This is a genomic window from Kribbella sp. NPDC031520, from assembly GCF_055580825.1.
In genome coordinates this window covers 653,857-666,928 of sequence record NZ_JBVIKS010000005.1, presented here as the reverse complement: position 1 = coordinate 666,928, position 13,072 = coordinate 653,857, and the positions used below count along the sequence as shown (strand labels likewise).

13 protein-coding genes are annotated in these 13,072 nt (G+C 69.5%); 5 read left to right on the top strand and 8 right to left on the bottom strand.

Annotated features, from left to right (window positions below):
- Window positions 1-163 precede the first annotated feature (163 nt).
- Window positions 164-496 (top strand): DUF485 domain-containing protein, encoded by a 333-nt coding sequence (locus ACZ5BU_RS28455; protein ID WP_465703491.1) that lies wholly within the window; start codon window positions 164-166, stop codon window positions 494-496.
- Between the two features lie 11 nt (window positions 497-507).
- On the top strand, window positions 508-2,136 hold the full coding sequence (locus ACZ5BU_RS28450) for a solute symporter family protein (protein ID WP_465703575.1): 1,629 nt from the start codon (window positions 508-510) through the stop codon (window positions 2,134-2,136).
- A 107-nt stretch (window positions 2,137-2,243) separates the two neighbouring features.
- Here the strand turns inward: ACZ5BU_RS28450 and ACZ5BU_RS28445 are convergent, their stop codons facing one another.
- The 3 genes from ACZ5BU_RS28445 to ACZ5BU_RS28435 are packed head-to-tail and all read right to left on the bottom strand — an operon-like array spanning window position 2,244 to window position 4,699.
- Window positions 2,244-3,740 carry a CYTH and CHAD domain-containing protein gene (locus ACZ5BU_RS28445; RefSeq protein ID WP_465703490.1) on the bottom strand — a complete coding sequence of 499 codons (1,497 nt, stop codon included), beginning with the start codon at window positions 3,738-3,740 and terminating at the stop codon, window positions 2,244-2,246.
- 21 nt (window positions 3,741-3,761) lie between these two features.
- Window positions 3,762-3,902, bottom strand: a complete 141-nt coding sequence (locus ACZ5BU_RS28440; protein WP_465703489.1) for a hypothetical protein — start codon at window positions 3,900-3,902, stop codon at window positions 3,762-3,764.
- Window positions 3,899-4,699 carry a methyltransferase gene (locus ACZ5BU_RS28435; protein ID WP_465703488.1) on the bottom strand — a complete coding sequence of 267 codons (801 nt, stop codon included), beginning with the start codon at window positions 4,697-4,699 and terminating at the stop codon, window positions 3,899-3,901. The genes ACZ5BU_RS28440 and ACZ5BU_RS28435 overlap by 4 nt, the downstream gene beginning before the upstream one ends.
- Before the next feature lie 28 nt (window positions 4,700-4,727).
- Between ACZ5BU_RS28435 and pdxR the strand changes: the two genes are divergently transcribed.
- On the top strand, window positions 4,728-6,236 hold the full coding sequence (pdxR, locus tag ACZ5BU_RS28430; RefSeq protein ID WP_465703487.1) for a MocR-like pyridoxine biosynthesis transcription factor PdxR: 1,509 nt from the start codon (window positions 4,728-4,730) through the stop codon (window positions 6,234-6,236).
- Here the strand turns inward: pdxR and ACZ5BU_RS28425 are convergent.
- The gene (locus ACZ5BU_RS28425) at window positions 6,211-7,164 is read right to left on the bottom strand and encodes a hypothetical protein (RefSeq protein WP_465703486.1); all 954 of its coding nucleotides are present in this window, start codon (window positions 7,162-7,164) and stop codon (window positions 6,211-6,213) included. The two genes, pdxR and ACZ5BU_RS28425, sit on opposite strands and share 26 nt — an antisense overlap.
- 11 nt (window positions 7,165-7,175) lie before the next feature.
- Window positions 7,176-8,462 (bottom strand): MFS transporter, encoded by a 1,287-nt coding sequence (locus ACZ5BU_RS28420; protein WP_465703485.1) that lies wholly within the window; start codon window positions 8,460-8,462, stop codon window positions 7,176-7,178.
- 185 nt (window positions 8,463-8,647) lie between these two features.
- Between ACZ5BU_RS28420 and ACZ5BU_RS28415 the strand changes: the two genes are divergently transcribed.
- The gene (locus tag ACZ5BU_RS28415) at window positions 8,648-9,430 is read left to right on the top strand and encodes a hypothetical protein (protein WP_465703484.1); all 783 of its coding nucleotides are present in this window, start codon (window positions 8,648-8,650) and stop codon (window positions 9,428-9,430) included.
- Window positions 9,431-9,473: 43 nt separating this feature from the next.
- Here the strand turns inward: ACZ5BU_RS28415 and ACZ5BU_RS28410 are convergent, their stop codons facing one another.
- Window positions 9,474-9,812: a sterol carrier family protein gene (locus tag ACZ5BU_RS28410; protein ID WP_465703483.1), complete on the bottom strand. Its 339-nt coding sequence runs from the start codon at window positions 9,810-9,812 to the stop codon at window positions 9,474-9,476.
- Window positions 9,813-9,900: 88 nt separating this feature from the next.
- Here ACZ5BU_RS28410 and ACZ5BU_RS28405 point away from each other — a divergent pair, with 88 nt between their 5' ends.
- The gene (locus ACZ5BU_RS28405; RefSeq protein WP_465703482.1) at window positions 9,901-10,530 is read left to right on the top strand and encodes a hypothetical protein; all 630 of its coding nucleotides are present in this window, start codon (window positions 9,901-9,903) and stop codon (window positions 10,528-10,530) included.
- Here the strand turns inward: ACZ5BU_RS28405 and ACZ5BU_RS28400 are convergent.
- Window positions 10,527-12,065 carry an alpha/beta hydrolase gene (locus ACZ5BU_RS28400; protein WP_465703481.1) on the bottom strand — a complete coding sequence of 513 codons (1,539 nt, stop codon included), beginning with the start codon at window positions 12,063-12,065 and terminating at the stop codon, window positions 10,527-10,529. The two genes, ACZ5BU_RS28405 and ACZ5BU_RS28400, sit on opposite strands and share 4 nt — an antisense overlap.
- Entirely contained in the window at window positions 12,062-13,033 is a 972-nt protein-coding gene (locus ACZ5BU_RS28395) for a PSP1 domain-containing protein (protein ID WP_465703574.1), read from the bottom strand. The genes ACZ5BU_RS28400 and ACZ5BU_RS28395 overlap by 4 nt, the downstream gene beginning before the upstream one ends.
- Window positions 13,034-13,072: the final 39 nt, after the last annotated feature.

The following is a 13,072-nucleotide window of genomic DNA, read 5'->3' as shown; positions in this document are numbered from 1 at the left end:
GTGATTCCTACCGTTCATCGCAGGTTAGTGATCCATCGAACGACTGGTGTGCTCCGCTGAGCGCTCGAAGCGCGTCCGTACTGTCGGCCGGGGCGTGACGCGCGCCACAGTACGGACAAGCCGGGTCCGAACCGCCCGGCGTGATCCCCGTTGGAGGCCCGCGATGAGTGATACGCGCGATCCGGACCTGACGACGTACCGGGATGTCCAGTTGTCACCGGACTTCTCCGAGCTGCGCCGCCGGTTCCGCCGCTTCGTCTTCCCGATGACCGCGTTGTTCCTGGTCTGGTACTTCGTCTACGTCCTGCTCGCCGACTACGCGCACGGCTTCATGTCGCACAAGGTCGGCGGGAACATCACCGTCGCGCTGCTGTTCGGCCTCGCCCAGTTCGTGTCGACGTTCGCGATCACGCTGATCTACGTCCGCTGGGCGGACCGCAAGCTCGACCCGGACGCCGAGAAGCTGCGCCACCAGATCGAGGGAGCACCACAGTGACCGCCCCGCTGATGTTGCCGCTGGCAACAGTAGGTAACCCGACCGTGAACATCCTGATCTTCGGGCTGTTCGTGCTGGCCACGCTCGCGATCGTGTTCCGGGCATCGCGGAACAACAAGACCGCGGCGGACTTCTACGCCGGCGGCCGGAACTTCACCGGCCCGCAGAACGGCATCGCGATCTCCGGCGACTACCTGTCCGCCGCCTCGTTCCTCGGCATCGCCGGCGCGATCGCGCTGAACGGGTACGACGGCTTCCTGTACTCGATCGGCTTCCTCGTCGCGTGGCTGGTCGCACTGCTCCTGGTCGCGGAACTCCTGCGGAACACCGGCCGGTTCACGATGGCCGACGTACTGTCGTTCCGCCTCAAGCAGCGGCCGGTCCGGATGGCGGCCGCGATCTCGACCCTCGGCGTCTGCTTCTTCTACCTGCTGGCGCAGATGGCAGGCGCCGGGGGTCTCGTCGCCCTCCTGCTCGGCGTCGACAGCAAGACCGGTCAGAGCCTCGTGATCGCCGTGGTCGGCATCCTGATGATCACGTACGTGCTCGTCGGCGGCATGAAGGGCACCACCTGGGTGCAGATCGTCAAGGCCGTGCTGCTGGTCATCGGCGCCGGCATCATGACGCTCTGGGTGCTGGCGAAGTACACCTTCAACCTGTCCGGCCTGCTGGGCGCCGCGGTCGACAAGAGCCCGGCGGCCGGCGAGAAGCTGCTCAGCCCGGGTCTGCAGTACGGCCACACCGGTGTCACCAAGCTCGACTTCATCTCGCTCGCGCTCGCGCTGGTGCTCGGCACCGCCGGCCTGCCGCACGTACTGATGCGGTTCTACACCGTGCCGGACTCGAAGGAAGCGCGGCGCAGCGTCAGCTGGGCGATCTGGATCATCGGCATCTTCTACCTGTTCACGCTGGTGCTCGGGTACGGAGCTGCCGCGATCGTCGGACCGGACCGGATCAAGGCGGCCCCCGGCAAGGCGAACTCCGCCGCCCCGCTGCTCGCCTACGAACTCGGTGGTGAGGTACTGCTCGGCGTCATCTCGGCGGTCGCGTTCGCGACCATCCTCGCCGTGGTGGCCGGGCTGACGATCACCGCGAGTACGTCGTTCGCGCACGACATCTACGGCCAGATCATCAAGAAAGGCCAGATCAGCGGCGACGGCGAGGTCCGGGTAGCCCGGTACACGGCGGTCGTGATCGGCATCGTCGCGATCGTCGGCGGCATCTTCGCGAACGGGCAGAACATCGCGTTCCTGGTCGCACTGGCGTTCGCGGTCGCGGCCAGCGCGAACCTGCCGACGATCCTGTACTCACTGTTCTGGCGGCGATTCAACACCCGCGGCGCATTGTGGAGCATCTACGGCGGCCTGGCCTCGACGATCATCCTGATCGTCTTCAGCCCGGTCGTCTCCGGCAAGGTCGACGCCAAGACCGGCAAGAGCCTGTCGATGATCACCGACACCGGCGTCGACTTCCACTGGTTCCAGCTGGACAACCCGGGCATCGTCTCGATCCCGCTGGCGTTCCTGCTCGGCTGGCTCGGCACGATCACCAGCAAGGAGCCGGTCGACGTCGACAAGTTCGCCGAGATGGAGGTCCGCTCCCTCACCGGCGCGGGCGCCGAGAAGGCGGTCACCCACTGAGACCTGTCAGGCAGGCCCTGCTGAATCGACGCGAACCTGCCTGACAGCCCCACCCCCGCCCCAGAGACGGACCCGGCACCCTCCCGCCCGGGTCCGTCTCTCGTTTGTCAGAGCTGGAATTTGAGCGTGGGCCAGAGTTCGTAGAAGGCTTCGCGGGAGGTGTTGCCGCGGGTCTCCTCGGCGGCGTGCAGGCGGCCGTAGGTGAAGGGGTTGCCGCCTTCGGCGAAGACCTCCAGGGCCAGGCGGTGGAGGAGTTCACGGGAGACGACCGAGTCCTGGTGTTCGCCGAGGATCTCCTGGACTTCCTCGGCCTGTGCGGCGAGCTTGGCGGCTTCGTCGCCCAGCACCGGTACGGCGGACTCGGCGGCGTAGCGCAGCCGCTTAGAGGCCTTTCGTACCTCGTGGAGTTCGTGGTCTTGTTCCGCGGCGGTCTCGGCCTGCTGCGACCGGCGTACCGCCTTCCGCATCCGCTTGTAGTCGTGGGTGAGAAGCTCCCCGATCTGCTTGCCTGCCTTGCGGTCGTCGCCGGTGAGCGGGGGTTTGGCGATCAGCTCGTCCAGCGCGTCGAGGAGGCGGAAGTAGCGCGGGCTCTCCAGGGCGGCCAGGGCGCCCGCGCGACCCTCGCGGTAGACGCCGCGGAGGTGGTCGTCGATGCGGCCGCCGACCCGGCCCATCACGAGCTCGGCAGGTTGTTCCGCGACCTCGGCGGCGAAGTGTTCACGCTGCACCTCGGCGTCCCGGGCGGCGCCGAGTTCGCCGGCCAGCCACTTCAGTTCGTCGCGGAGCTCGTCCCCGGCGGCGCGGTCGACGACCGGGCGGTACGTCGCCAGCGCCGAGCGGAGCCGTCTGGTCGCGACCCGGAACTTGTGGATCGAGTCCGGCACGTCCCGCCGTACCTCGGGATCCCGCTCCCGGATCGCCTGCACCTGCGCACCGGCGTACGCGCGGAACACGTCCGACATCCGCGGCTTCTTCGGCAGCGTCCAGTCGTCGTCGTACGCCGGTACGCGATCGCCGAGCGCCCGCGCCAGCTTGCTCGGGCCACTCGCCGGCCGGGCGCCCGCCTCGATCAGCAGCTCACCCGCGGCGGAGAGCAGCGACTTGTCGCCGCCGGCGAGCTCGACCTCCCACTCGCGCCAGCTCTCCGGCTCGCCGCCCTCGACCGTCGCGGTCACGCTGTCGTCGGCGACCTCCGCGAGGACGCCGCCGTTCTCGTCGAGCAGCCGGTGGACGATCCGCCTGGTCCGAAGCGTCACGACCGGCAGCAGCGGATGGTCGCGGACATGCACCCGGACCGTACGGACGACCGCGATCGGCACGCTGCGGGCGGAGCGGCCGAGCGGATGGTGGACCTCGAGCCGCTCGCCCGACGACACCGGCAACTTCACGTGCCACCCGTCGTCCTCGCCACCGGTACGCCGGCGCAGCGTCACCTTGCGCCCGGCGAGGTCGAGGTCGGGGGTGTCGTAGTACACCGCCTCGAGGTCGAGCTCGACCGGTTGCGCGACGCTCGCGACCCCGGGCAGCTCGTGCAGCGCGGGCAGGATCACGCTGTCGTCGACGTCGTACTTCGTCTCGATCTCGAGCTGCTCGGTAGGGCTCATGGTTCCTTGTTTACCAGGCGTTCATGAACGCGCCCTGAGATCGTCGATCAATCGTTGCAGATCGCGGTCGGCCGGGGCGCCGATCGTGGACCGGAGCTGGCGGCGCCGGTTCCGGTTCAGGGCAGCGCAGATCGCGGCGATCAGGATCAGGAAGGCAATCATGTCCGTCCAACTCCCTTGAAGAACGTGTAGTGGAAGGTGCCGCCGGGCTCGGCGGATCGGGACAGGTCACGGATGCCCGCGGCCCATTCGGCGGGTGTCACCAGCCCGGCGGCGAGCGCGCGTTCGCGGACCGACTCGACCATCGCGATGAAGGTCTTCCGGGTGAACCCGTCGACGAGCTCGGGCAGGTTCTGGTCGGCGTACACGGTCCGCGGTCCGGCCTGTACGTCGACGTACCCGGCCTGCTCGAGCAGCGGCTGGAGCCGGCGGCCGATCAGCGAGTCACCGCCCGCGGCGGCCTGCAGGTCGACGAGGCAGTCGATGACGGCCTGCGCCCGCGGACTGCGCGGATGGAAGAACGCGGACCCGTGGTCGCCCTCGATGACGGTGATCGTGCCGCCGGGATTCAGCAGACCGCGCAGCCGGACCAGGGCCGCCGCCGGATCGGCGAGGTGTTCGAGGACGAAGCAGACGAAGACGTGGTCGAACCTCTCGTCCGGCAGGTCGTACAGGTCCGTGTGCCGCCAGTCGACGCTCGCGTACGGCGCATGCTCGGCGACGCGAGCCTTCGCCTGAGCCAGCGACTCCTCCGAGATGTCGATCGACACGAGCTCGATCCCCGGGCTGCGGGTGACGAGCTGAACGGTCTGCGCACCGACCCCGCAGCCGGCCTCGAGGACTCGGCTGCCGGCCGGGTACGTGGTACCGCCGTGCAGCAGGTCGGCGAGCGTGCCGGCCTGGTCGGTCAGGCGGCGGGTCTCCGCCGGGGTGTAGCCGTGGACGTAGTCGGTTCCCATACCTCAACGGTCGCGCCACAATGGTCCTGTGAACAGGTCCAATTCAGGGGTAAGTAGCCGGTCCAAAGGATCGGACTTCCTGCAGCTCGACCCGGCCGACGCGCCGGCCGGTGGGCTCGCGGACTGGCTGACCGACCGCCTGCGGACCGCGATCGCCGACGGCCACCTCCCGGTCGGCGCCCGGCTGCCGTCGACCCGCACGCTGGCCGCGGACCTGGGCATCTCCCGCGGCGTCGTCACCGAGTCGTACCAACGCCTCACCGAGGACGGCCAGGTCAGCGGACGAGGTAGGCGCGGCACGATCGTGGTCGCGGTCCCGCTCGCCGACCGCTCGACAGGAGGTAGTCGTCTACGTACACGGCCCCGCCCGCCTGGAGCAGCCGCCGCACCGGCCGAAATCGCGGACACCTCCTGTCGTCCCGCCGAGGGCCTCGAGATCTTCGACAGCCTGCGGGCCGCCCCGGCCCGGATCGACCTGACACCGGGCGTGCCGGACCTGGCCGCGTTTCCCCGGACGGCCTGGTTGCGCGCCGAGCGGGCGGTGCTGACGAACCTGGAGGCCGCCGAGTTCGGGTACGGCGATCCCGCCGGCACCCCGGCGCTGCGGCGGGCGGTGGCCGGCTGGCTGGCGCGGTACCGCGGGATCGCGGCCGACCCGGACGACCTGATCATCGTCGCCGGGGTCGCCCAGGCGATCGCGATGGTCGCGCAGCTGCTCGACCGGCGCGGCATCCACGAGATCGCCGTCGAGGATCCCGGATCGCTCGGATCCCGCCAGCACCTGCAGGGCTGGGGCATGCGGACGCCGCCGGTCCCGGTCGACGACCGCGGCCTGCAGGTGGACGTACTGCGGAAGTCCTCCGCGGCCGTGGTGATGGCGACCCCGGCACACCACTTTCCCACCGGCGCGGTCCTCGACGGCGAACGCCGCCGCGAACTCGTCCAGTGGGCCACCGACGGCGGACTGGTGATCGAGGACGACTACGACGCCGAGCACCGCTACGACCGCCCGCCGGTCCCCGCCCTCCGCGCGCTGCTCCCGGACCAGGTGATCTACGTCGGCAGCGTCTCCAAGCTGCTCGCGCCCGCGCTCCGGATCGGCTGGATGCTGGCGCCGCCGCGGTACAAGGACGAGCTGATCGGCCGCAAACGCCTGGCGGATCTCGGCAACGCCGCACTCCCGCAGCTCACCCTCGCGCACCTGATGGAATCCGGCGAACTCGAACGCCAACTACGTTTCCTCCGCCGCCGGCACCGTACTCGCCGGGACGCGATGGTGACCGCGATCCGCAACCACTTGCCGGACGCAACCATCCACGGCGCCGCAGCCGGTCTGCACCTGACCATCACGTTCGACGACGGCGACGACACCACCTTGGCTGCCGCCGCACTGGAGGCCGGTGTGAAGTGCCACCCGCTCTCCTGGCACTGCCAGCTCCCGCACGCACCCGGTCTGGTCCTCGGGTACGCGGCCCGTACCCCGTCCGAGATCACCGAAGCGATCGCGACGCTCAGTGCGTGTAGGTCGAGGCCATAGCGAGTGCGAACTGGGTCATCACGTCCGGGTTGATCGCGCGGGCCGGGAGCGGGACGAAGTCGACCAGCTTGTCGTCACCGACCCGGATCGTGGTGCGACCGGTCGCGGTGTCGACGTACCCCTCGTCGCCGAACGGGATCGACTGCGAGGTCGAAGCCTTGCGGAGCGGGGCGATCAACGCCTTCGCCTGCGGGGTGTGCCGTACCGAGGTGGTCAGCACGCTGGTCGCGGTCAGCCAGCCGCAGCTCGGGTCGCCGGACGCCGACGTGCTGTCGCGGCGGGCCGTCGGCTGGTCGCCCAGCACCTTCTCGGCCGCGGACGACCCGCGGTCGCACTCCGGAAGTGTGACCAGCGGGTCCGCCGTCGGCACGGTTTCCGCCTGCCGCGCGACCTCCTGCGCGAGGACGACGTACTTCGCGAGCGTCGCCTTCGGCCCGGCGACCTTGTACAGCCGACCGCCCTGCCGGAACACCACGAACGTGCTCGCCCCGTAGCCGCCTTCACCGACTGCCGCCGGCTTCACCGGCTCGCCCTTGTACGCCTTCTGCGTCGCGGCCAGCGTCGCCGCTGTTGCCGGGAGCACCGAGGTCTCGACGTTCAGCACCGGACCGTTCGGGAAGTTGCTGAGCGTCAACTGGCACACGTCGTACGTCGGGATCCCGAAATCGGTGGGCGTCGCCTTCGTCTGGATGTCCACCGCGGGTACGCCGAGCGTGGTCCGGACCAGTTCCTGGTCCAGCTTCTGGCACACCGTCGCCGCGGGCGTCGCCGACGCGGTCGGCGTCGGCGTATCGGAGGGCGTCGCCGACGGGGTGTCCAGCGAGCTCACCGACACCAGCGGCGGCACGTTCGGCGCGGTCTCCTGCCCGTGACCACCACAGCCCGCAAGCAGTACGACGGCCAGCCCGGCGGCGATCAGGGTACGCATGATCAGGCAGCCTAACCGGCGGCGCGGAGCTCCCTTTCCCGTACGGCGTGTTCGTCGGTGCGGGCGTCGTACCGCCAGAACTCGCGCAGCCAGACCGACGTCGCGACCACGCCGGCGACGCACAGGATCCCGCCGCTGACGATCGCGGTCCGGACCGTCGTCAGGTCGGCGACCAGGCCGGAACGGGCCTGGCCACCGAGCGGGCCGAGCGAGTACCCGAGCATCTCGATCCCGGCCAGCCGGCCGCGCATCTCGTCCGGGATGGTCTGGTTCCAGATCACCGAGCGGAACAGCACCGAGACCATGTCGCAGGCACCGGCGAGGGCGAAGAACCCGATCGCGAACCAGATGTTCGGCGCCAGCCCAGCGATCCCGACCGCGGCACCCCAGCCGATCGTTGCCAGTACGACGGCCCGGCCCTGGTGGTGCACGTGTTTGGCCCAGCCGCTCGTCAGCGAGGCGAACATCGCCCCGATCGCCTCGGCGCTGTACAGCAGCCCGAGCAGCTTGGGCTCCTTCAGGATGTCGGTCGCGAACGCCGGGAACAGCACGATCGGCATCGCCAGGAACATCCCGACGATGTCGACCAGGTACGTCGCCAGCAGGTCCTTGCGGCGGAACGCGTACACGACCCCGCCGCCGATCGCGCGCAGGCTGGGCGCCGTGGTGTGCTCGCGGGACCGGTACGACCCGAGCCGGGCATACAGCAGCGTGGCGAACACGATCCCGGCCAGCTCGACCGAGAATGCCCAGGTCACGCCCACCGAGCCGACGAGTACGCCGCCCAGCGCGGGGCCGGCGAGCTGCCCGACCTGGGAGGTCAGCGAGCTCAGCGCGACCGCGGCCGGGATCTCCTCGTGCTTCACGACCCGCGGGAGAAGCGCTTCCCGCGACGGCCGCTGCAGCGAGGACGCGACCGCGTTCAGCGCGCCGCAGACGTAGATCAGCCAGACCTGTGGGTGCGCGAGCAGCGTGTTCGCGACCATCAGCGCGGAGATCAGCACCTGGGCGATCCCGGTCCCGACCAGCAGTTTCCGGCGTTCCACGTGGTCCGCGAGCGCACCGCCGTACAGGCCGAACACGATCAGCGGGACGATCGTCACCAGGCCCATCGCGCCGACCGCGAAGTTCGAGCCGGTGAGTTGGTACAGCTGGTACGGCAGGGCGACGTACCCGACCATGCCGCCGAGGAAGAACACCGAGCCGGCGACCAGCAGGATGCGGAAGTCGCGGGAACCACGCCACGGGGTCAGATCGACACGCAACCGGGCCAGCCGCGTACGAAGACTTGCTGCCACCGCAACATGGTGACAGGTCCGACTGCTCGGGACGAACCTGTTTACCGGCCGGCCTTTCCACCAGGATCGAAAGGATCCGGCAGCGACCCGGGACCGTCCTAACGTGACCACCGATTGGTTGCCCTTGGCGTCAATCTCGGAGGCCGGACCCCCCGGCCGAATCTCGGGAATCGGAGAACAACCGCATGATCTCGATCAAGTCGGCCGGCACCCGGCTGCTCGCCACGCTCGCCGTGGGCGCGGCCGCCGGTGCCACCCTGCTTGTTCCGTCCACGGCCCACGCCGCGGGTACGGCGAACACCGCCACGACCGCGGTTTCGGACGTGCTCAAGTCCGGCCAGTACCTGAAGCCGGGCCAGTACCGGCGCTCGGCGAACGGTCTCTACACGCTCATCATGCAGACCGACGGCAACGCGGTCCTGTACAAGGGCCGCACCCCGCTGTGGGCCTCGGTGACGAACCGCAAGGCCTCGAGCCTGATCATGCAGCGCGACGGCAACCTGGTCGTCGTCTCCGGACGGACCGTCGTCTGGGCCAGCAACACCGCGGGTAACACCGGCGCGTTCCTGGCCGTGCAGAACGACTCCAACCTGGTGATCTACAACATCCGCAACAAGCCGGTCTGGTACCGGCACATGATCATCGGCACGCTCGGCTCCGGCCGGGTCATGAAGGCCTACGACCTGCTGGTCTCGCCGAGCCGGGTCTACCGGATGCAGATGCAGACCGACGGCAACTTCGTCATGGTGAAGTACGGCAAGACCCCGGTCTGGTCGACCAAGACGATCAGCAAGGGCGCGTACGTCGTCATGCAGACCGACGGCAACCTGGTCGTCTACAGCGCGGCCAAGCGGCCGCTGTGGTCCAGCAGGACCGTCCGCCACGGCGCAGTGCTGCAGATGCGGAACGACGGGCGTCTGGTCATCGTGTACGGCCGGACCGCGATCTGGTCGACTTCCGCACACTGATCGGACTCGGGCCGCGGCACTGCAGGGGAGTGCCGCGGCTCAGTCATGCCAGGGGCAGGAGCGCGGTCAGGTCGGTGCGTTCGCCGCTGGCCCGGAGTTTGCCGGTCATCCGGGCGTCCGCCCAGGTCAAGCGGCCGCGCGCGACGTCGATCCACAGTTCCGGCGGCATCTCGATCACGGCGCCAGGCGTACCGCGGGTGTGCCGCGGGCCTTCGATGCACTGCACCGCGCCGTACGGCGGGATCCGCACCTCCACCGCGTGACCTGGCGCCTTCGCGACCAGGCGGTTCAGCAGTTCCTTGGTGAGCAGCTTCAGGTCGGCGCGTTCCGCCGTACCGTCGTCGTAACGCTGCAGGGCCTGCCGGAAAGCGGTGTCGGACATCTCCACGACCAGCCAGCGTACGCGGCGGTTTGCGGTGACGCCCCTCTCGTCGGGGATAATCGCCCGGGAGAGAGGAAGCGAGGTCGGGATGCTCACGCCCAGGCACCAGGCGCTGCTGATGACGCTGGCGGGAATGACCGTCGGGGTAGTGGCCTTCGGCACGGTCGTCGCCGTCAACGGCGGCAACCCGTTCACAGCGCACGACACGCCGGTGAGCATCGTCAGCCCGACCCCGTCCAGCACGCCGAGCCACGGTGACGGGCTCCAGGCCGACAGCCTGCAGTACGTCGTACAGAACTTCGGCACCGACAACGACCCGGTCTCCGCCGAGGTCCCGGCCGGCTGGAAGAGCGCGCAAAGCGGCACCCGGCCGAAGTTCCTCGACCCGACCGGTGTCTGGCAGCTCCGGTTCGACACCCGCGGCAGCAAGCAGACGCCGGACCAGCTGGTGAAGGACCGCGAGCGCAGCATCGACGAGAAGAACCTGCAGGTGATCAGCCGCGACAACGGCCTGCTCGTCTACACGTACGTCGACAAGACCCGCGGGCCGCGGATGGGCCTGTCGCGCTGGATCTCGCTCGACGACGGCAAGACCTCAGCCGTCGAGATCACCGTCGGCGGCCGCCCCCAGGACGAGGCCGGCCTGCGCGCCGTCCTCCAGCACGCGATCGACACGCTCAAGGTGCCGGTCAACCCCGGGGACAACCGCCCCAACTAGCACTTGATGTCGGCAGCGGGCGTGTTGCCCTGCACCAGGTAGCTCTCGACGACGTTCTTCACACAGGCGTTGCCGGACAGGTACGCGGTGTGACCGTCGCCGTCGCGGGTGACCAGGATGCCGTTCTCCAGCTCGTGCGCCAGACCGACGGCCCACTCGTACGGCGTCGCCGGGTCGCGCGTCGTACCGAGCACCATGATCGGCTTCGAACCGGCCGCCTTGATCGGGTGCGGCTTGTCCGTCGGCTTCACCGGCCAGTTCAGGCACGCGGTCGACGACCAGGCCATGAACTCGCCGAACCGCGGGGACGCCGCCTTGAACGCCGGCAGGCCCGCCTGAATCTGCGCGATCGACGTGGCGTCCGGGCGGTCGCTGCAGTTGACCGCGATCTGCACCTCGTTCGAGTTGTCGGCGTATCCGTCCGGCTTGCGGTCGGTGTACTCGTCGGCGAGCGCGAGCAGGCGCGCGCCGTTCCCGGTGAGGCCGTCGGCGACCGCGTCCTCGAGACGCGGCCAGAATTCCTTCAGGTACAGCGGGTAGACGATGCCGAGGACGACCAGCGCCTGCGTGACCTCACGCTTCCCGTCACCGGGCAGCGGGTTCGCGTCGCTGTCCTTGATCAGCTGGTCGATCTTCGCCAGTACCTCGTTCTTGCTGCTGCCGAGCTTGCAGGACCGCTGCGCGCAGTCCTCCGCGAACGCGTCCAGCGCCTTGTCGAAACCCTTCGCCTGCGCGAGCCCCATCTGCGCCGACGTGATCGCCGGGTCGACGGCGCCGTCCAGCACCATCCGGCCGACGTTCTTCGGGAACTCCTCGGCGTACGTCGCGCCGAGGTACGTGCCGTACGACATGCCGAGGTAGTACAGCTGCGGGTCGCCGACGATCCCGCGCAGTACGTCGATGTCGCGGGCCGCGTCCTTCGTGTTCACGTGCGGCAGCAGCGCGCCGGACCGCTTCTCGCAGCCGGCCGCGAACGTCTTCGCTTGCTGGTCCAGATCCGCGACCTCGGCCGGGGTGTCCGGGCTGCCGTCCGCGGCGATCATCGCGTCCAGCTGCGCCGTGTCCAGGCACTTCACCGGCGTCGACTCGCCCACACCGCGCGGATCCCAGCCGATGATGTCGAACTTCCGCAGCAGCGACGCCCCGAACAACATCGGCGTCTGCGCCGCGAAGTCCTGCCCGGAGGCGCCCGGCCCGCCCGGGTTGATGAACAGGGTGCCGATCCGGCCGCCACGGTCCTTCGCGAGCACCTTGCGCGCCCGCAGCTCGATCGTCTGGCCGGCGGGCTTCGTGTAGTCCAGCGGTACGAGGATCGTCGCGCACTGCTGGTTCGAACCGCAGCGTTCCCAGTCCGGCTTCTGCTGGTAGAACTTCTCCAGCCCCGCCGGGATCGGCCCCACCGGCCCGCTCGGCGGGTTGCTTCCGACCGTCGGACCCGTCCCGTCACCGGAGCCCTGCGCGCGACTCGCCACCCCACATCCGCTCGCCAGGACCGCAAGAGCTGCCACCAGTACGGTCGACCTGCGGAATCTCACTGCGGGGCTTCTCCCTCGTCGTCATGGTGCAACCGGCGACGCCGGCGCGGCTTCCTCGTCCGGCGCTCTTCCTGGGCCGGCGGTGCTTCTTCGGGTACTGGCGGTTCTTCTTCGGGGACTACGGGCGGTGCGTCCGGGGTCGTCGTACTCGAGGCCTCGTACTGCTGCCGCGGCGAACACACGTCCGCCCGGCTGCACGCACAACGCCGGCCCGAGGCCGCCAGCCGTACGACGACCGTGTCGCTCGGGACGTTGTGCCCGACCACCACTCCATCACCCGCGGGGGTCTCCACCGCGCTTCCGACCGCCGGGGCCTTCGCGTTGAACTCCTGGTACAGCGGGTGCTCGTACTTCAGGCAGCACATCAGCCGCCCGCAGGCGCCGGAGATCTTCAACGGGTTCAGCGGCAGGTCCTGGTCCTTCGCCATCCGCACGCTGACCGGCTCGAAGTCCTTCAGGAACGTCGCACAGCACAGGTCCCGCCCGCACGGCCCGATCCCGCCCTGCAACCGCGCCTCGTCCCGCGCCCCCACCTGCCGCAACTCGATCCGCGCCCGCAGCGCCCGCGCCAGATCCCGCACCAGCTCGCGGAAATCCACCCGGTGCGGCGCCGAGAAGTACACGATCACCAGCTGGTCGATATCCGCCCGCCGATCGACGAAATCGATCCCGACCACCTTCATCGGCAACCCGTGCTGCCGGATCGTCCGCTTCGCGATCACCCGGGCGTCCGCCCGCCGCTGCCGATTCTGCTCGTCCCGCTCAAGGTCGCTGCTGCTCGCGATCCCGGCACACAAGGGCAGTCCGCCGACCTCCTCGGTCACGTACTGCGGCGCCCAAACACACTCCGCAACCTCAGGCCCGTCGTCGGTAGGCACCAGCACCTTGTCCCCCACCCGAGGCCGGAACTCCCCCGGATCAAGGTAGTAAAGCCGCCCGTACCGCTCGAACGACACCGCCATCACCATGCCCACCCCGCCAGCCTACTTGCACCTGCCGTGGTTGGG